This is a genomic window from Micromonospora sp. DSM 45708, from assembly GCF_039566955.1.
GTDB lineage: Bacteria > Actinomycetota > Actinomycetes > Mycobacteriales > Micromonosporaceae > Micromonospora.
This window is the reverse complement of sequence record NZ_CP154796.1, coordinates 2,754,396-2,772,236: the sequence shown is the minus strand read 5'-3', so window position 1 is coordinate 2,772,236 and position 17,841 is coordinate 2,754,396. Positions and strand designations below refer to the sequence as shown.

Sequence of the window (17,841 nt, the reverse complement as noted above, 5' to 3'; positions counted from 1 at the left end):
CGATGATCAACATCCATATGTCCCGTGTCCGTACCGTCAGCCTCGCCGCCGCCGGCCTGCTGCTCGCCGGCGTGGTCGCCGCGCCGCCGAGCAGCGCCCAGGAACTCCCCCGCGCCCAGGCGGCGCCGGCCACCGCGGACAACGTCGTCCCCGGTGTCGACGAGATCTCCAGCAGCCCCAACCTGCGCCAGGTGGCCAACCTGCCGAAGCAGGCGCCGTTCGACACCACTGCCGCCCTGGGCACCGACATCGCCTTCCAGGGCCGGTACGCGTTCGTCGGCAACTACGACGGCTTCGTCATCTACGACGTGTCGCGGCCGAGCCGGCCGTCGATCGTGTCGCAGGTGCTCTGCCCCGGCTCGCAGAACGACATCTCGGTCAGCGGCGACCTGCTGTTCGTGTCGACCGACTCGTCCCGCACCGACGACTCGTGCGCCAGCACCGCCCAGCCCGCCTCCGTGAAGGAGTCCTGGGAGGGCATCAAGATCTTCGACATCCGCGACAAGCGCAACCCGCGCTACATCAAGTCGGTGGAGACGGCGTGCGGCTCGCACACCCACACGCTGGTGCCCGGCAAGGACCGGCGCGACGTCTACCTGTACGTCTCGTCGTACAGCCCCCGGGCCGAGTTCCCCGACTGCCAGCCGCCGCACGACTCCATCTCCATCGTCAAGGTGCCGGTGAAGAGTCCCACCTCGGCCTCGGTGGTCGCCACGCCGAACCTCTTCCCGGACGGCGGCTACCCGGGCATCCCGGGCGAGAAGTCCGCCACCACCGGATGCCACGACATCACCGCGTACCCGTCAAAGGACCTGGCCGCCGGCGCCTGCATGGGTGACGGCATCCTGCTCGACATCAAGAACCGGGAAGCGCCGCGCGTGATCGAGCGGGTCACCGACACCGAGAACTTCGCGTTCTGGCACTCGGCCACGTTCAACAACGCCGGCACCAAGGTCGTCTTCACCGACGAGCTGGGTGGCGGCGGCGCGGCGACCTGCAACGAGGTGGTCGGGCCGAACCGCGGCGCGGACGCCATCTACGACATCACCGGCCGCGGTGACGCCCGCAAGCTGGCGTTCCGCAGCTACTACAAGATCCCCCGCGTCAACGCGGACACCGAGAACTGCGTGGCGCACAACGGCTCGCTGATCCCGGTGCCCGGCCGCGACATCATGGTCCAGGCGTGGTACCAGGGCGGCATCTCGGTGTGGGACTTCACCGACTCCCGCACGCCCAAGGAGATCGCCTACTGGGAGCGCGGCCCGCTGGACGCCACCCAGTTGCGCACCGGCGGCTCCTGGTCGGCCTACTGGTACAACGGCCACATCTACTCCAGCGACATCCAGAAGGGACTGGACGTGCTGGAGCTGCGCGACCCGCGTACCTGGCTGGCCCAGCTGGTCCGGGTGCCCGAGCTGAACGCGCAGACCCAGGCGGGTTACCTGAGCTGGTGACCTGACGACGGCCGCACCGGGCCCGGCATCCCCGAGGGATGCCGGGCCCGACCATGTGAGGGGACCCGGCACCATGACCATCGACCAGCGGACCGCCGTACCGACGGACGCGCAGATCCGGGCGTTGCACGAGCGGCACGCGCCGACGGAGGAAGCGTTCCACCTCGTCTGGACGCACTGCCGGATCGTGTGCGAGGTGGCGGAGCAACTGCTGGAGCGGCACGACGCGGGCCTGGACGTCGCCCTGGTGCGGGCCGGCAGCCTGCTGCACGACATCGGCGTCTACCGCCTCCACGACGCCGCCGGCCGGTTCGACCGGGCGAACTACGTCCGGCACGGCGTGCTGGGCCACGCGTTGCTGCGGGAGGCGGGTCTGCCCGAGACGCTCGGCCGGTTCTGCTCCCGGCACACCGGGGTGGGGATCACCCGCGAGGACGTGCTCCGGCAGCGGCTCCCGCTCCCGGTCGCGGACTGGACACCGGTCACCGGCGAGGAGGTGCTGGTGATGTACGCGGACAAGTTCCACAGCAAGACGACCCCGCCGACGTTCGTCTCCGCCACCTCGTACTCGGCAGCCGTACGGCGCTTCGGCGCGGACAAGGTCGCCCGGTTCGCGGCGCTCGTCGAGCGGTTCGGCGAGCCGGACCTGGCGGTGCTCGCCCGCCGGCACGGGCACCCGGCCGGCTAGCTCATCGGCAGCCGGTAGTCGCGCACGCCGCCGCCCGCGGTCACCAGCCGCACCTCGCCGCTGCGCAGCCCGTACGTCACCGACCAGCGGGTGTGCGACTGGCGGACCGCGTCGAGCAGGCGCAGCGCGCCGGCGGAGTCGATTTTCCCGCCGGCCCGGTCCAGCTCCCGGGCCAGCACGCCGTACCGGTGGTCCTGGCGCAGCTCCCGATCCGGCACGCCGACGGCGGGCACGTTGGTCAGCGCCTGCCAGGGACCCCGACGCCGGTCGACGCGCAGTTTCCCGTCGACGAACTCGACCACCGCGGACGCCCCGGTGGCGTCCGCGAGCAGGTAGTGCAGCGGCGGGCCACCGTCGAAGTCGAGGTTGTACCGCTCGAACACGGCGACCGCCTCGTCCACCGTGGCCGCCGCGTCGAGCACCAGGCGCAGGATGCGCACCGAGCCGACGGTGGGCCGCCCGGCCACCGGCTCGGCCCGCGCGCCGTCGTCGGCGGCGAGCCCCACGGCGAGACCACGCTCGTTCATCCCGTCGAACGGCAGCAGCGGCGCGTCGAGCAGCCGTCGGTCACCGGCCGGGTCGGCGGGGACGCCCAGGTAGGAGATGTCCACAAGTGAGATCGAGGCGTACCCGTCCGGCGGGTCGGTGCGCAGCACCAGCGCCGGGTTCGGCTGCCAGTCGAAGTTGCGGGCGAACAGCGGCCGGTCCCGGTCGGCGAGCGCGGCGAACAGCGAGCAGCCGAACGGGCTCGGCGGCGTGCTGTCGGCCACCCCGGCGGTCGGGTCGTAGTCGCCGACGTAGGTCATCTCGTACAGCGGCAGGTCGTCGACCTTGCGCAGGCTGGCCAGCGTGCGCTCGGCCTGGCCCGGGTCCTGGCGGGACGCGGTCGGCGTGCCGGCGTCGGCCGGGCCGGCCGGTGGGCGGCTCTCCCCGCAGCCGGTGCCGAGCAGCAGCAGTGCGAGACCGGTGGCGATGAGCGTCCTCCGCATGCCCGCGACGCTAGAAGAGGGACGCCCGGATGTCCATCACGGGCCGGGGCGGGAATCCGGGCCGGACGCGGAGGGCCACGCCGTCGGCGCAGGCCCGCGTCCACGCGCAGCCCGGGCAGGCGCCGGAAGAGGGGCGCCGCCCGGGGCCCCGGTGGTCAGCACCCCATCTCGGCCTCGTACGCCCGCCGGTACCGGCGACGGGTCGAGGGCGCGAGGCAGAGGTGCCAGGCCTGTCCCTCGTCGACCACGTTGATCTCGCCGGCCTCCTGCCGGCCGAGCAGCAGCCCGGCCAGGGCGGTACGCGCGCCGAACCGCTCGTACCAGTCCAGCTCGACGTCGGCCGCCCAGCCCAGGCAGTGCCCGCTGGGCACCATGGCGGCGTACCCCAGGCGGCGCAGCCGGTACTGGTGCTCGGCGCTGCGCGCCAGGCTGGTGACCCAGAGCGGCGGCGTGCCGGGGCGGGTGACCGTGGCGAACTCGCGGGCCAGGTCGTTGAGGAAGGCGACCAGCTCGCGGCGGGACCGGCGGAACAGCAGGCCGGCGGTGCGCGGGCCGGCGTCCGGACGGACCCGTCGCCGGAGCGCGTGCAGCCCGCGCCCCAGCACCGTGGCGGGCTGCTCGCGGTAGCGGAACTCCAGCAGCCCGCGGCGGCGCAGCCACTCCAGGTCGACCAGCTCGGTGCTGGTGCGCACCTGGTCGTCGGTGCGGAACGTCGGGCTGTCCCGCCACCACAGCACGTCGATGCGAGACAGCAGGAAGATCCGGACCAGGGCGGTCAGGTCGTGCGCCGAGCCGCGCGCGTCGGGTTGGTGGCGGGCCATCTCCAACAGCAGCGTCTCCCGCGCGCCGACCAGTCCCTGCGGGGTGGCGGCCAGGACCGCGGCGATGGCCGGCTCGCGCAGCCGCTGGTCGAGCAGCACCTGCCGGGCGGTGACCGAGGGCGCGTCCGCCAACGCGCCCACCTCGACCAGCAGGTCCGCCACCGCCATCCGGTAGGCGGCCAGGTCGGGCCCGGCGCCCCGCCGGTCGCCGGCCGGCAGTCGGCGGGTGGGAGCGGGCGATGCGGCGGTGGGGCCGGGCTGGCGACCGGGGCTACGGCTGGGCACTCGCATGTCTCCGTCCCCTCTCCTCGGGACACGGCGCAACTGAGTCTGCACCACACGTAATCACTCGCGGCGGGACCGCCGGGGGCAATGCGCCCACTCTCCTCCGAACGGTTCTTTACAACGTTGTATCCAGCGCTGTACAAACGTGTGCACCGCAGTGACCTCCGTCTACTCCGAGGCAGGCCCGATGCGACACCTCCACCGCGGCGGCGTGCTCGCCGCCGTACTCACCCTTGTGCTCGCCGGCGCGGCGCCCGCGCCCGCCGCCGGGCCCGACCGCTACGCGAACCCGGTCTCCGCCGGATTCGCCGACACCTTCGCCGACCCGGTCGTGGTCCGCGGCGACGACGGAACCTGGTACGCCTTCGGCACCTCCGACCCGCTGCGCGAGGGAGAGGGCCGGGCCCACCGGGTGCCCATCGCCCGCTCCGCCGACCTGGTCGACTGGAGTTACGTGGGGGACGCGTTCGACGCCGACCAGCGGCCCGCCTACGCCGCGGCCGGCTCCGCGTTCTGGGCGCCCGACGTGCGCCGGATCGGCGGACGCTGGGTGATGTACATGACCGTCACCGACACCACCGTCTCGGACGACACGTTCGACACCGCGGTCGGCGTGGCCACCGCGCCGAGCCCGGCCGGGCCCTGGACGTTCGTCGACACGCCGGTGGTCGCCCCGCGCCCCGGCGCCGGTGGCGGCTACCTGTGGACCATCGACCCGAGTCAGCTCACCGGCGCCGACGGCCGCTCCTACCTCTACTACGGCAGCTACTACGGCGGCATCTCGGTCACCGAACTGTCCCCCGACGGGCTGCGCGCGGTCGGCACGTCGACCCCGGTCGCGGTCGACAACAAGTTCGAGGGCGCCTACGCGCTGCGCCGCGACGGCTGGTACTACCTCTTCGCCTCCACCGCGAACTGCTGCGCCGGCCCCGCCACCGGCTACTCCGTCCAGGTCGGCCGCGCCCGTGACCCGCGCGGCCCGTTCGTCGACCGGGAGGGCCAACGCCTCGACGTCTCCCGGGCCGGCGGCACGCCGGTGCTGACCCAGAACGGCAACCGGTGGATCGGCACCGGTCACAACGCGGTGCTCACCGACCTGTCCGGACAGGACTGGATCGCCTACCACGCCATCGACCGGGCCGACCCGTACCTGGACGAGCCGTTCGGCGTCAACGAGCGGCCGATGCTGCTGGACCGCCTCGACTGGGTGGACGGATGGCCCACCGTCAACGCCGGCGCCGGCCCGTCCGACGGCGCCCGCCCCGCGCCGGTCACCAGCGGTCGCGTCGACGCCCGTTTCGGCACCGCCGACCTGGGTGACTGGCGGACCGAGTCCGGCTCGTGGCGGGCCGCCGGCGGCGTGCTGACCGGCACCGGGACGCTCGCCTCGCGTACCGGGACCGGCGGTGACCTGCGGGTCGAGACCGACCTGCGGCTGACCGGCGCGACCACGGCCGGGCTGCGGCTCGGCACGGTGGATGTCCGGGCCGGCGACGGACGGCTCACCGCGGGCGGGGCCGCCGTCGCGCTGCCCGCCGGCACCGACCTGCGCGACCGGCACAACCTCGCCGTCGAGGTACGCGGCCAGCAGCTCGTCGCCACGCTCAGCCCGTCCCGGCTCGGCGACCCGGTCGCCCGAGTGTCGCTGCGGCTTGCCCGGCCGGTGACCGGCCGACTGGCGCTGCGCGCCGAGGGCGGCCCGGCCGAGTTCGACAACGTCAGCGCCGCCCGCCTGTACCGCCCGGTCCGGCACGAGGTCGCCCCGCCCCGGGTCGGCCCGGTGCTGCGCGGCTACTCCGACGAGTTCTCGGGCGGCCTCGACCCGGCCTGGCGGTGGGTACGCCAGGACCCGGCCGCGACCGTGTCCGACGGCGCGCTGCGCTGGCCGGTCCAGGACGCCGACCTCTCCGGCACCGGCAACACCGCCGGGGTGCTGCTGCGCGACGCGCCGACCGGTGACTACCTCGCCGAGACCAAGGTGACGCTCGACCTGGGCGAGGAGAGCGTCCGCAACTACCAGCAGGCCGGCCTCGTCGCGTACGTCGACGACGACCGGTTCGCCCGGCTGACCCAGGTGGCCATCTGGAACACCCGGCAGGTCGAGTTCGGCTACGAGCTGCCCTTCGCCGGCCAGCCGGTCTACGGCGGCAGCATCGTCGGTACCCCGGGCACCACGACCTGGCTGCGCCTGGCCCACCACGTCGACCGGGTCACCGGCGAGCACGAGTTCCGCGCCGGCTCCAGCCGGGACGGGAAGCACTGGACGTGGGGCGCGGTGTGGACGTTCCCGGCCGACACGACGCCGCGGATCGGCCTCGTCGCCCACGGCGGCGCGACGCCGTCGGTGACGGCGGAGTTCGACTACCTCCGCTTCCACCGCTGACCGCCTCCGGGGCCGCCCCGGACCGGGGCGGCCCCGGGCTCAGCCGCCGGGTCGCGGGCAGATGGCGGTCAGCTCGGTGACGGTGCGGGTGTCGCCGTCATAGCTGCGGGCGGCCACGAACGCCCCGGCCGCGCGGTCCGCGCCGGCGACCGCCCGGGCGCGGCGGCGGTCCGCCCCCCGGAAGCGCAGCGCCAGGCTCAGGTGCGGCACCCAGCGACCGGGCAGGTGCCACGGGTGCGGGCCGGGCGCCCCGGCGAGCACGTCCCAGACCGCGCCGTGCAGCGCGATCAGCTGCGGCGTCGGACGGACCAGCCAGACCAGCGGCGCGCTGCCGTCGAGCACCGCCACCCGGTCGAGCCGCACGGACAGCGGCAACGCGGCGTCACAGAGATCGGCGAGGCGCTGCTCCACGCCGGGCGGGAACTCGTCGACCGAGGCGAGCGTCAGGTGCGGCCGGTTCGTCGGGTGCGTGTTGCGGGCGAGGCTGGGCAGGCCGGCGGCGGCGAGCCGGCTCCAGGCTGCCCGCACCGTGGCGTCCAGCTCGGGTGAGCAGAGCAGTTCCACCGTCCGCACGGGATCAGGCTAGTCCCCGAGGGGAGGCCGGAACGCCCCGTACCCGATGGCCGGACCGCACGTGTCACAGCCAACCGGCCTCCCGGGCCCGCCGGACCGCCTCGGACCGGTCGGCGGCGCCGAGCTTCTGCACGCAGGCGCTCAGGTGGTTGCGGACGGTCCCGGCGGCCAGGTGGGTCCGGCGGGCGATCACCGCGACCGGGGTGCCCAGTTCGGCCAGCCGGAGCGTCTCCAGCTCGCGCGGCGTCAACGGGCACGCGGGCAGCGTCAGCGCGTCGGCGGCGAGCGCCGGGTCGACGTAGCGCGCGCCGGAGTGCACCCGGCGGATCACGTCGGCCAGCGCGCCGCCGGGAGCGCCCTTGGCGAGGAAGCCGCGCGCCCCGGCGGCCAGCGCCGGCCGGAGCTGGGCGGGCCGACCGTGACCGGTGAGGATCACCGGGGCGCAACCGGGCAGCAGGCGGGTCAGTTCGGCGGCGACCGCCAGGCCGCCGGGCGGCGGCATCTCCAGGTCCAGCACGGCGACGTCCGGGCGGTGGGCCAGCGCGGCGGCCAGGGCGGCCCGCCCGTCGGCGGCGTGCGCCACCACCTCGATGTCCGGTTCCAGGTCGAGCAGCGCGGCCAGCGCGAGCCGGATCAGCTCCTCGTCGTCGGCCAGCAGCACCCGGATCACGGCGTCACCGGCACGGTCGCCACCAGGCTGAACACGCCGTTCTCGGCGGACGCCCGGACCCGGCCACCGGCGGGGGCCAGCCGGTCGGCCAGGCCGCGCAGGCCGCCGCTGAGCCGGTCCGGGCCCGCGCCGAGGACGCCGTCGTTGCGGACGGTCACCGTCACCAGGCGGTCCGCCCGGACGATCTCGATCCGGCACCAGCCGGCCCGGCTGTGCCGCAGCACGTTCGTGCCGGCCTCCCGGACCACGGCGGCCAGGTCGGCGGCGAGCGGGCCGGGCAGGTCGGCGTCCGGCGGCACCACCGTGCAGCGCACCCCGCTGGAGCGCAGCACCTCCCCCACCGCGACCGCCTGCTCGGCCAGGTCGACGGCGCGGTAGCCGTGCACGGCCGCGCGGACCCGGGTCAACGCGGACGCGGCGAGCCGCCGCGCCTCCGCCGCCTCCCGGCCGGCCCGGGCGGCGTCCACCGGCGCCAGCCGCTCGGCCAGCTCCGCCTTCAGCGCGATCACGGTGAGGTCGTGGCCGAGCAGGTCGTGCACGTCGCGGGCGAAACGCAGCCGCTCCTCGGCGGCGGCGAGCCGGGCCCCGGCGGCCTGCCCCTGCCGGGCCTCGACCAGGAGGTCCCAGAACCACACCTGGACCCAGGTGAGCCCCGCGATCCCGGCACCCACCCCGCCGGTGACCAGCAGCGCCGTGGGCAGCGGCCCACCGGTCCCGGCGGGTGACCGCGGCGGCGACGGCGACCACCCCGACCGCCGCGACGCCCGCCACCGACGGCCGGAACAGCAGCGGCGCCATGCCCACCAACGACGCGCCCAACCAGGCCCAGGTGGGCCAGACGCCGGCCGCCACCGGGCCGACCAGCGGAAGGCTGAGCAGCGCGGCCACCACCAGCGCGACGTGCCGGCGACGCCGGGCCGCGGTGGCCAGCCACGGGGTGACCGCCGCGTGCAGCACCGCCACCTGGGCGACCGTGAAGCCGAGCAGCCCCACCACGCCGAGCGCCGCCCGCAGCGGGTCCGGCTCCCGGGCCAGGCCGACGGCGGGCAGCAGCACCGTGGTCCACACGTTCGTGGCCAGCGACAGCAGGGTGACCCGTCGGGCCCGGCGCAGCCACTGGTCCGCCGAATCGACCGTCATGCCCGCCGATCCTAGGGCCCGGACCCGCCGGTCGGCCCGGCCGAACGTCACGGCCGACCCGTGCGTTGCGCACGGTTCCCCGGTGACGGATGCGTCTGCCCCGGTGCGCCCGCCGCGGGCAGGGTCGGGGCATGACGGAGATGACGGTGGACGTACCCCGGTCGCGGGCCGGGTGGACGCGGGCCCGGCACCTGGCCGGGATGGTCGTGGCGATGGTGGCCGGCATGGTGCTGCTCGGCCCGCTGTGGCAGGCGGGCGGGCAGGCGTTCGGCGGCGCGGACGTGCTGGCCCGGCCGGACGTGGCCACGCTGGTGATGGCGACGGACATGTCGCTGGGCATGGTCGCCTGGATGTGGCACCGCGGCCACCGGTGGACCGCCACGCTGGAGATGACGGCGGCCATGTCCGTGCCGGTTCTCCTGCTGCTCCCGCCCTGGTGGGCCGGCCTGGTCGACGACCACGTGCTGATGCTCGGCGGGCACCTGCTGATGCTGCCGGCGATGGTGCTGGTGGGGCTGCGGCACGATCCCGCGCCCGTCGCCGCGCCGCGCCGGCATCCGGTGGCGACGGCCGTGGCGCGACGCTGGCCGGCCGGGCTGGCGCTGCTCATGACGGCCGACCTGTGGTTCGCGCCGAAGGCGGTCCCGCCCTGGACGCTGCTGGTGCTTCCGGCCGGCTACCTGGTCCTCGGCACCTGCCGGCGGCAGTGGGCCGACCGGCGGCAGCTCGCGGTCCAGCTCGCCGGGCTGGCCGGCTGGGGCGGGCTCGCGGTCGTGGCGACGGTCGCGCCGGCGGGCGTCGCCGGGGTGCTGGTCGGCCTGGGGTGGCTCGGGCACGCCGGCTGGGACGTCCGGCACCACCGCACCGGCCGGGTGGTCCCCCGCGGGTACGCGCAGTGGTGCGCCGTGCTGGACGTCGCGGTGGGGATCACCACGCTGCTGGCGGTCCTGTCCCGGTGACCCGGCCGGGGCACGGGCCCGGCCGGGTCACCCGGAGGGGACGGCCCGGGGTGGCGCGGCGAACGTTTGCGCCGGTCGCCGCGACCCGCCTCGGGGGGTGATGAAAGGCTTGCCACATGGACGCCGCACCGACCCCGACCGACCCCGCCATTCCCGCCCACGCCGAGGACGCCACCGCCTTCGCGGATCTCGGGCTGCGCACCGAGCTGCTGGGCGCGCTGGCCGCGCTCGGCTACGAGGAGCCGACCCCGATCCAGCGCGAGGCCATCCCGCCGTTGCTGGCCGGCCAGGACCTGCTGGGGCAGGCGGCGACCGGCACCGGCAAGACCGCCGCGTTCGCGCTGCCGCTGTTGCAGCGGATGCCGGCGACCCGCCCGGACGGGGACCCGGTGTCGCTGGTGCTGGTGCCGACGCGGGAGCTGGCCGTGCAGGTCTCCGAGGCGTTCCACCGCTACGGCAAGGAACTGGGCGCCCGGGTGCTGCCGATCTACGGCGGGCAGCCGATCGGCCGGCAGTTGCGGGCCCTCGACCACGGGGTGGACGTGGTGGTGGCGACGCCCGGCCGGGCGCTGGACCACATCGCCCGGGGCACGCTGCGGCTGGGCTCGCTGGCCACGGTGGTGCTGGACGAGGCGGACGAGATGCTCGACATGGGCTTCGCCGAGGACATCGAGGCGATCCTGGAGCACGCCCCCGCCGGCCGGCAGACGGTGCTCTTCTCGGCCACCATGCCGGCCCGCATCGACGGACTGGCCCGGCAGCACCTGACCGACCCGGTGCGGATCCGGATCGAGCGCGAGCGCCAGGTGGCCGGCGAGGCGCCGCGGGTGCGGCAGAGCGCCTACATCGTGGCGCGGGCGCACAAGCCGGCCGCGCTGGGCCGGGTGCTGGACGTCGAGTCGCCCACCGCGGCGATCGTGTTCTGCCGCAGCCGCGAGGAGGTGGACCGGCTCACCGAGACGATGAACGGTCGGGGCTACCGGGCCGAGGCGCTGCACGGCGGGATGAGCCAGGAGCAGCGGGACCGGGTGATGGGCCGGCTGCGCGCCGGCACCGCGGACCTGCTGGTCGCCACCGACGTGGCGGCCCGCGGGCTGGACGTCGAGCAGCTCACCCACGTGGTGAACTACGACGTCCCGTCCGCGCCGGAGGCGTACGTGCACCGGATCGGCCGGGTGGGCCGGGCCGGCCGGGAGGGCGTGGCGATCACGCTCGCCGAGCCGCGCGAGCACCGGATGCTGAAGACGATCGAGCGGGTCACCGGCCAGCGGATCACGGTGGACAAGATCCCGACGGTGGCCGACCTGCGCACCCGGCGGTTCGAGCTGACCCAGGCCGCGGTGCGGGAGTCGCTGCTCGAGGACGACCTGGAGCCGTTCCGGGCGGTCGTCGAGTCGCTGACCGACGAGTTCGACCTGATGGAGGTCGCGCTCGCCGCGGTGCGGTTGGCGCACGAGGCCACGCTGCCCGGCACCGCCGACGAGGAGGAGATCCCGCAGGTCGCGGTCCGTCCGAACCGGGAGGGTCGGCCCGGGTCCGAGAGTCGGGACCGGCGCGGTGGCGTACGCTCCCGCGCCGCCGGCACGGCCCAGGTCTTCATCGGGTTGGGCCGACGGGCCGGGGTACGGCCGCAGGACCTGGTCGGCGCGATCACCGGGGAGACCCGGGTGAGCGGGCGGGACATCGGCTCGATCGAGATCGCGGACCGGTTCTCGCTGGTGGAGGTGCCGCAGGGCATGGCCGACGAGGTGATCCAGGGTCTGCGGGGCAGCACCATCAAGGGGCGCAAGGCCACCGTCCGGCGGGACCGGGACGGTGAGGGCGACGGTGGCGGCGAACGCCGCTTCGATCCCCGGGACCGGCGCGACCGCCGGTAGGCGGCGGCCCACCGCGCCGGCTCGGCCCGACGGCGGCCCGGACGATCCAGCCGGACTCATCTCGCGTTGCGGACCACGAACCCCGCCGCCCGACGGGGCGACGGGGGTTCGTGGGGACCGGTCAGGCCGCGGCGAGCGGCTGACCGCCGAGGCTCTCCGCGTCGACCTCGGCCGGACGCAGCGCCAGCGCGAGCACGTCCGCCACGTCGGCGAGCGGGTGCACGGTCAGCGCCTCACGCACCTCGGCCGGCAGGTCGTCCAGGTCCGGCTCGTTGCGCTTCGGGATGATCACCTCGGTCAGGCCGGCCCGGTGCGCGGCGAGCAGCTTCTGCTTCACGCCGCCGATGGGCAGCACCCGGCCGGAGAGCGTCACCTCGCCGGTCATCCCGAACTCGGGCCGGACCGGCCGGCCGGTGGCCAGGGACGCCAGCGCGGTGACCATGGTGATGCCGGCGCTGGGGCCGTCCTTCGGCACCGCGCCCGCCGGGAAGTGCACGTGGATCCGCCGCCCGGCGAGGGCGTTCGGGTCGATGCCGAGGCGTCGTCCGTTGGAGCGCAGGTAGGAGAGCGCGATGTGCGCCGACTCCTTCATGACGTCCCCGAGCTGACCGGTGAGGGTCAGACCCGGTTCGCCCTCCATGCTGGTGGCCTCGATGAAGAGCACGTCCCCGCCGGCGCCGGTGACGGCCAGGCCGGTCGCCACGCCGGGCACGGCCGTGCGCTCGGCGGACTCCGGGGTGAACCTGGGCCGGCCCAGGTAGCGAACCAGGTTGCCGGTGTCGACACGGACCGGGGCCGGGTCGGACGCCAACGCCACCGTCACCTTGCGCAGGATCTTCGCCAGCGCGCGTTCGAGCTGCCGGACGCCGGCCTCCCGGGTGTGCTCCCCGGCGATCAGCGCCAGCGCCTCGTCGGCGACGGTCACCTCGTCGGCGGTCAGCCCGGCCCGCTCCCGCTGCCGGGGCAGCAGGTGGTCCCGGGCGATGGCCACCTTCTCGTCCTCGGTGTACCCGTCGAGCGTGACGAGTTCCATCCGGTCCAGCAGCGGGCCGGGGATGCTCTCCACCACGTTGGCGGTGGCGAGGAACAGCACGTCGGACAGGTCGAGGTCGACCTCGAGGTAGTGGTCGCGGAAGGTGTGGTTCTGTGCCGGGTCGAGCACCTCCAGCAGGGCCGCCGCCGGGTCGCCGGCATAACCGACGGCCAGCTTGTCGACCTCGTCGAGCAGCACGACCGGGTTCATCGAGCCGGCCTCGCGCAGCGCCCGCACGATGCGGCCGGGCAGCGCGCCGACGTAGGTGCGCCGGTGACCGCGGATCTCGGCCTCGTCCCGGACCCCGCCGAGCGAGACGCGGACGAAGGTGCGGCCGAGCGCCCGGGCCACGGACTCGCCCAGGCTGGTCTTGCCGACGCCGGGCGGGCCGGCCAGGGCGAGCACCGCGCCGGAGCCGCGTCCGCCGACCACACCGAGGTTGCGCTCCGCGCGGCGGTTGCGCACCGCGAGGTACTCCAGGATGCGGTCCTTCACGTCGGCCAGGCCGGCGTGGTCCGCGTCGAGCACCGCCCGGGCCGCGGCCAGGTCGGTGTGGTCCTCGGTACGCGTGTTCCACGGCATCTCCAGGACCGTGTCCAGCCAGGTACGGATCCAGCCCGCCTCGGGTGAGGCGTCGCTGGCCCGCTCCAGCTTGCCGACCTCGCGCAGCGCCGCCTCGCGAACCGTGTCCGGCAGGTCGGCCGACTCGACCCGGGCGCGGTAGTCGGCGGAGCCGTCCGGCTCGTCCTCGCCGAGTTCCTTGCGGATCGCGGCGAGCTGCTGCCGGAGCAGGAACTCCCGCTGGGACTTCTCCAGCCCCTCGCGGACGTCGGTGTTGATCTGCTCGGTGACCTCCTGCTCGGCCAGGTGCTCCTTCACCCAGCCGACCAGCAGCTCCAGCCGGGCGGTGACGTCCGGCGCGGCGAGCAGTTCGGTCTTCTGCGCCAGGCTGAGCCAGGGCGCGTAGCCGGCCGAGTCGGCCAGCTCGGAGAGGTCGGTCATCCGCTCCATGGCGTCGATGACCTGCCAGGCGCCGCGCTGCTGGAGCACCGAGGTCATCAGCGCCCGGTACTCGCGGGCCAGCTCGCGGGCGCGGCCGGCCGGAGCGGGCTCGTCGAGGGTCGTCGCCTCGACCCAGAGGGCCGCGCCGGGACCGGGCACGCCGGAGCCGATGCGGGCGCGGGCGATGCCGCGCACCACGGCCGCCGGCTCACCGCTGGGCAGCCGGCCCACCTTCTCGATGGTGGCGACCACGCCGACGGAGCCGTACTCGCCGTCGATGCGGGGCACCGCCAGCAACGTCTTGTCGCCGGTGGCGCGGGCCGCGTCGACCGCGGCCTGGGTGGTCGGGTCGAGGGTCACCGGGACGACCATCCCGGGCAGCAGGACGGCGTCGGTCAGGGGAAGTACCGGAAGAGTTGCCATCGAACACCTGCCATCACGTTGGTTGAGCGTGTCTGACTCAAGTAACAAACCGTGGCCCTTGTTCCAGCATGTGACCCACGCCACGTCCGTCCACCGTCGGCCCTATTGCCGGTCCATCGTTTACACGACCCGCCGAATGCAAAGTGTCGGTTATTGTTGCGGAATTACCACCAGGTAGGCCAAACTCTTAGCCACACCCCGCCCGACACAGGGAGTAATGGCGATGGCAAGGAAAGTAATCACCGTTCTGACGGACGACCTCGACGGCGGAAAGGCCGATCGGACCGTCGAGTTCAGCCTGGACGGCGTGGCATACACGATCGACGTCTCCGACGAGAACGCGGGTGTCCTGCGTAAAGCGCTGGACCCGTACATCAACGCTGGCCGGCGCATCGGCCGCGGACCCGTCGACGCCGGCCGCGCGGCCCGACGCACCACCCGGCCGAGCACCTCGGGAATGGACCGCGAGCAGAACCGCGCCATCCGCGAATGGGCCGCCAAGAACGGCTACGAGATTTCCGAGCGCGGACGCATCCCGGTCTCCGTGGTGGAGGCGTACAAGAGCCGCTGAGGCCTGCGGTTCACCGTCGGGCGCCACGGGGCCACGCTGGGAATCAGCGGGGCCCCGACCGACTTTCTTGGTCGACAATTTTCATCCCGCAGCATCAGCACGGCATCAACTTTCTCGGCGCGCCGGTGCGTACCCCCGGCCGCCGCGGATGCCCACCGGCGACGACCGGTCCGGCGCGCGGGTCCCGTGGCCGGTACCGGGGCCGCCGCCCGAGCGGCCCGGCCCGGCCCGCCACACCGTCCGCCGGCACCGGCATGCCAACCGCCGGGCGGTCGGGCGTGTCACCCCTGCGGCGTGCTTCCGTGCCGGGCGGCGAGCGACGTGCCGCGCGGCCGACGCGATAGCACCAACGACCCAGTTCGAGCGGCCCCACCGACGCCAGCGCCCGACAAACCGGCCGGAGCCGCCCGGGGGTGTGCCCGGGCGGCTCCGGCCGTCGGCGTACGGGTCAGTTGACCTGGATGCGCACCACGTCGATGGCGGGGGTCTGGTTCGCCCGCTCCATCATCGGGATCCGGTGCGAGCCGTCACCGGCCCAGACCGAGCACTGGGCCAGGCCCGAGTCCGGCAGGCCCGGGATCTGGATCAGCACGTCGTCCGGCTGGTTACCGCCCCGGCCGTCCTCGGTGGCGACGAAGAAGGCCGGCACATCCTGCGGGTTCGGGGGCTGCCGGGTGCTGCCGAGCATCCGGCAGGCGGTGTGGAAGTGGCCGCGGACCAGGCCCTGGTCGTTGAGCAGCGAGCTCTCCAGGTAGTACCCGCCCTGCCCGGCGGCGAGGAAACGGTCCCGCACCAGGTTCTTCGTGGTGACCCGGAGCGTGAACGGCTGGTTGCGCTGCACCTGGTTGGGGAACTGCGTGATGAGCAGCGACGGGTTGTTCGCCGCGGCGCCTACCTCGCCGAACGCGGTGCTCACGCAGCGGTTGCCGTTCTGGAAGCCGTCGTGCGGCTGGAGGCGGCTGTCGGCGCAGTCCTTGGCCAGCACGTTCAAGCCGTTGTTGCCCCCGTTGTTCTGGCCGCCGCCGTTGTTGTTCCCGCCGTTGTTGTTGCCGCCGTTCTGGCCGCCGGTGTTCCCGCCGTTCTGGCCACCGTTGTTGTTGCCGCCGTTGTTGGCCCCGCCGTTGTTGCCGCCGTTCTGCGCGTTGTCGGCCAGGGCGCACGGCGCGAGCTTGTCCAGGCCCTGCGGACGCTGGCCGCCCCGCCCGATGGCGGTGGCGATCCGGTTCAGCGTCGCGGTCCGCTTGTCGGCGAGCGGCCGGAGGATCGCGTTGTTGATGAAGTCGCCACCGTTGCGGCCGTCCGCCGCGAGCCGCCGGTTCGCCTCAGCGATCTGGCTGTCCAGCAGGGCGAGGTTGCGGTCCACCTCGGCGCGCGCCCGGGCGGGCACCTGCGGCAGCTTGCTCTTGACGTCCGGGCAGGTCACGGTCGGGGTCCCGGCGCCGGCGCCGCCCCCCTTCGTCTGCTGGCACTCGGCCGCCGACATCTGGCCGTCACCCCAGTGGTTACGGACCCAACGGCCGTTCTGCCAGGTCCGGGTGGTGCTGCCCTGGCCGCCCGGAGCGGTCGCACCCGCACTCGGGGCCACGCAGGACGCCGAGGCGGCGCGGGTGGTCGTCCGCCGGTCCTGGGCGGACGAGATCTGGGTGACGGCGACGATGCCGCCGAAGACCGCGAGCGTGCCGACCACGGCCAGCACCCGCTTGCTCCGCGCGTTACCGGATGACCGGCGCGCCCGTGTGGACCTGCGCATCGAATTGCTCTCCTTCTCGATCCGGTAGTTGACTGGTGATCCCGGGCGGAATTCTTCGGGGTGAGATCACTGCGACGTCGGAGTCGCGCGTCAATGGCCGACGGTGCCCTTTCCGCACCGTCTCCGCGCCGTCCGGGCGCGGCGGCAGATCTGCGTCCATTCCCGCTTAGGTACGGAGCGTCGACGGCGAAGGTTCAACCGGAGATCAGAAAAAATCGGCGGACCGGACGGCGGCCGGAACGGGTCGGTCAGTCGACGCAGAGGTGGTCGAAGGCGAAGCCGCCGTCGAAGGACTCGCGCCGGGCGGCGAGGCGGCGTACCTGCTCGCGCAGTTCCGTCCGGTCCACCAGGGACGGCTCGTCGGCGGCCGGGGCACGTAGCCGCTCCCCCAGCGCCGTCACGGCCAGATCCTCGGCCAGCCGACCCGGGTCCACCCCGCACGAGAAGCCCCGGGACGTCAGCCGCACCCGCTCCACCCGGCAGCGACCGGGCCGCACCTCGACCCAGCTCCAGCCCTCGGCCGGGCCACCGGTCCACCGCACGTGCAGGCCGCGCACGATCGGGTCGGCGAGCCGGCCCGCCACGTACGCCTGGACCGCGTCGGCACGGGCCACCGCGCCGAGGTCGTTGACCGGGCCGCGCCGGCCGTCCGGCAGCCGGCCCTCGATGTCGCGGAACCCGACCGTGTCCCCGCTGTCCGGCCCGGTGCCGGCCGCGTAGGCGCGGGCGTCGAGCACGTACTCGACGAACCGGCGGACCTGCTCGCCGCCGAGCGTCGGTGACTCGACCCGCAGCAGCGGCAGGCCCACGGCGTCGCAGACCGCGTCGGTCAGCCGTTCGGCGCGACGGGCGGGCGACCCGTCCGGCGCGGGCGCGGCGAACCGCACGGCGAACCGTGGCCGGCCGGTGTCGGCGGCGCACACCACCAGGTCGAGGCCGGTCCGGCCGGCGGTGCTCCACTGGCTGCCGGTGACGCCCGGCGGCCGGCCCTGGACCAGTTCACCGAGCCGCCGGTCGGCGTACCCGACGTGGCCGGCGCGGGACAGTCGCGGTGGCGTGGCGGGCGGGATCGGCCGCAGCCAGGAGGCGGCCACGCTGCCGGTGCTGGTCATCTCGCACAATCCGTCCGTCGCTCGGTCGACGTCCGAGTGTATGGCGTCGATCATGGCGATCGCCTCGGCGGTGCGGCGGAATCCGGGCACCCGTCGGGCGGTGCGCGGTCG

General features: G+C 74.6%; 14 protein-coding genes. 6 read left to right on the top strand and 8 right to left on the bottom strand.

Going from position 1 to position 17,841, the window contains the following annotated elements; translation table 11 throughout:
- The first annotated feature begins 17 nt into the window (after positions 1 to 17).
- The gene (locus VKK44_RS12195) at positions 18 to 1,454 is read left to right on the top strand and encodes an LVIVD repeat-containing protein (RefSeq protein ID WP_458351663.1); all 1,437 of its coding nucleotides are present in this window, start codon (positions 18 to 20) and stop codon (positions 1,452 to 1,454) included.
- A 73-nt stretch (positions 1,455 to 1,527) separates the two neighbouring features.
- Positions 1,528 to 2,142 (top strand): HDIG domain-containing metalloprotein, encoded by a 615-nt coding sequence (locus tag VKK44_RS12190; RefSeq protein ID WP_343447038.1) that lies wholly within the window; start codon positions 1,528 to 1,530, stop codon positions 2,140 to 2,142.
- Here the strand turns inward: VKK44_RS12190 and VKK44_RS12185 are convergent.
- Both VKK44_RS12185 and VKK44_RS12180 read right to left on the bottom strand, forming a co-directional pair.
- Positions 2,139 to 3,131 (bottom strand): linear amide C-N hydrolase, encoded by a 993-nt coding sequence (locus VKK44_RS12185; RefSeq protein ID WP_343447037.1) that lies wholly within the window; start codon positions 3,129 to 3,131, stop codon positions 2,139 to 2,141. The genes VKK44_RS12190 and VKK44_RS12185 overlap by 4 nt on opposite strands.
- 155 nt (positions 3,132 to 3,286) lie before the next feature.
- Positions 3,287 to 4,243 carry a hypothetical protein gene (locus tag VKK44_RS12180; RefSeq protein ID WP_343447036.1) on the bottom strand — a complete coding sequence of 319 codons (957 nt, stop codon included), beginning with the start codon at positions 4,241 to 4,243 and terminating at the stop codon, positions 3,287 to 3,289.
- 181 nt (positions 4,244 to 4,424) lie between these two features.
- Between VKK44_RS12180 and VKK44_RS12175 the strand changes: the two genes are divergently transcribed.
- Positions 4,425 to 6,620 carry a family 43 glycosylhydrolase gene (locus VKK44_RS12175; protein WP_343447035.1) on the top strand — a complete coding sequence of 732 codons (2,196 nt, stop codon included), beginning with the start codon at positions 4,425 to 4,427 and terminating at the stop codon, positions 6,618 to 6,620.
- Positions 6,621 to 6,659: 39 nt separating this feature from the next.
- Here the strand turns inward: VKK44_RS12175 and VKK44_RS12170 are convergent, their stop codons facing one another.
- From VKK44_RS12170 to VKK44_RS12160, 3 genes are all read right to left on the bottom strand, one after another.
- On the bottom strand, positions 6,660 to 7,193 hold the full coding sequence (locus tag VKK44_RS12170; protein ID WP_343447034.1) for a 2'-5' RNA ligase family protein: 534 nt from the start codon (positions 7,191 to 7,193) through the stop codon (positions 6,660 to 6,662).
- Positions 7,194 to 7,257: 64 nt separating this feature from the next.
- Complete coding sequence (locus VKK44_RS12165; RefSeq protein ID WP_343447033.1) at positions 7,258 to 7,863, bottom strand: response regulator transcription factor; 606 nt, start codon at positions 7,861 to 7,863, stop codon at positions 7,258 to 7,260.
- Positions 7,860 to 8,534 carry a sensor histidine kinase gene (locus VKK44_RS12160; RefSeq protein ID WP_343447032.1) on the bottom strand — a complete coding sequence of 225 codons (675 nt, stop codon included), beginning with the start codon at positions 8,532 to 8,534 and terminating at the stop codon, positions 7,860 to 7,862. Before VKK44_RS12160 ends, VKK44_RS12165 begins: the two co-directional genes overlap by 4 nt.
- A gap of 600 nt (positions 8,535 to 9,134) precedes the next feature.
- On the opposite strand from VKK44_RS12160, the gene VKK44_RS12155 reads away from it, so the two are divergent.
- A complete protein-coding gene (locus VKK44_RS12155; RefSeq protein WP_343447031.1) occupies positions 9,135 to 9,962 on the top strand; it encodes a hypothetical protein in 828 nt (275 codons plus the stop codon).
- 116 nt (positions 9,963 to 10,078) lie between these two features.
- Positions 10,079 to 11,839, top strand: coding sequence for a DEAD/DEAH box helicase (locus VKK44_RS12150; protein ID WP_343447030.1), 1,761 nt, complete (start codon positions 10,079 to 10,081; stop codon positions 11,837 to 11,839).
- Between the two features lie 121 nt (positions 11,840 to 11,960).
- Here the strand turns inward: VKK44_RS12150 and lon are convergent, their stop codons facing one another.
- Complete coding sequence (gene lon / locus VKK44_RS12145) at positions 11,961 to 14,297, bottom strand: endopeptidase La (RefSeq protein ID WP_343447029.1); 2,337 nt, start codon at positions 14,295 to 14,297, stop codon at positions 11,961 to 11,963.
- Between the two features lie 223 nt (positions 14,298 to 14,520).
- On the opposite strand from lon, the gene VKK44_RS12140 reads away from it, so the two are divergent.
- Positions 14,521 to 14,868 (top strand): histone-like nucleoid-structuring protein Lsr2, encoded by a 348-nt coding sequence (locus tag VKK44_RS12140; RefSeq protein WP_343447750.1) that lies wholly within the window; start codon positions 14,521 to 14,523, stop codon positions 14,866 to 14,868.
- A gap of 448 nt (positions 14,869 to 15,316) precedes the next feature.
- Here VKK44_RS12140 and VKK44_RS12135 read toward each other — a convergent pair whose 3' ends face one another.
- Both VKK44_RS12135 and VKK44_RS12130 read right to left on the bottom strand, forming a co-directional pair.
- The gene (locus VKK44_RS12135) at positions 15,317 to 16,618 is read right to left on the bottom strand and encodes a hypothetical protein (RefSeq protein ID WP_343447028.1); all 1,302 of its coding nucleotides are present in this window, start codon (positions 16,616 to 16,618) and stop codon (positions 15,317 to 15,319) included.
- Positions 16,619 to 16,866: 248 nt separating this feature from the next.
- Positions 16,867 to 17,730 (bottom strand): PDDEXK family nuclease, encoded by an 864-nt coding sequence (locus VKK44_RS12130; protein WP_343447026.1) that lies wholly within the window; start codon positions 17,728 to 17,730, stop codon positions 16,867 to 16,869.
- Between the last annotated feature and the right edge of the window lie 111 nt (positions 17,731 to 17,841).

Coding starts and splice junctions, on each gene's coding strand:
- VKK44_RS12195 (WP_458351663.1), top strand. CDS start 18: ATGTCCCGTGTCCGTACCGTCAGCCTCGCCGCCGCCGGCCTGCTGCTC.
- VKK44_RS12190 (WP_343447038.1), top strand. CDS start 1,528: ATGACCATCGACCAGCGGACCGCCGTACCGACGGACGCGCAGATCCGG.
- VKK44_RS12185 (WP_343447037.1), bottom strand. CDS start 3,131: ATGCGGAGGACGCTCATCGCCACCGGTCTCGCACTGCTGCTGCTCGGC.
- VKK44_RS12180 (WP_343447036.1), bottom strand. CDS start 4,243: ATGCGAGTGCCCAGCCGTAGCCCCGGTCGCCAGCCCGGCCCCACCGCC.
- VKK44_RS12175 (WP_343447035.1), top strand. CDS start 4,425: ATGCGACACCTCCACCGCGGCGGCGTGCTCGCCGCCGTACTCACCCTT.
- VKK44_RS12155 (WP_343447031.1), top strand. CDS start 9,135: ATGACGGAGATGACGGTGGACGTACCCCGGTCGCGGGCCGGGTGGACG.
- VKK44_RS12150 (WP_343447030.1), top strand. CDS start 10,079: ATGGACGCCGCACCGACCCCGACCGACCCCGCCATTCCCGCCCACGCC.
- lon (WP_343447029.1), bottom strand. CDS start 14,297: ATGGCAACTCTTCCGGTACTTCCCCTGACCGACGCCGTCCTGCTGCCC.
- VKK44_RS12140 (WP_343447750.1), top strand. CDS start 14,521: ATGGCAAGGAAAGTAATCACCGTTCTGACGGACGACCTCGACGGCGGA.
- VKK44_RS12135 (WP_343447028.1), bottom strand. CDS start 16,618: ATGCGCAGGTCCACACGGGCGCGCCGGTCATCCGGTAACGCGCGGAGC.
- VKK44_RS12130 (WP_343447026.1), bottom strand. CDS start 17,730: ATGACCAGCACCGGCAGCGTGGCCGCCTCCTGGCTGCGGCCGATCCCG.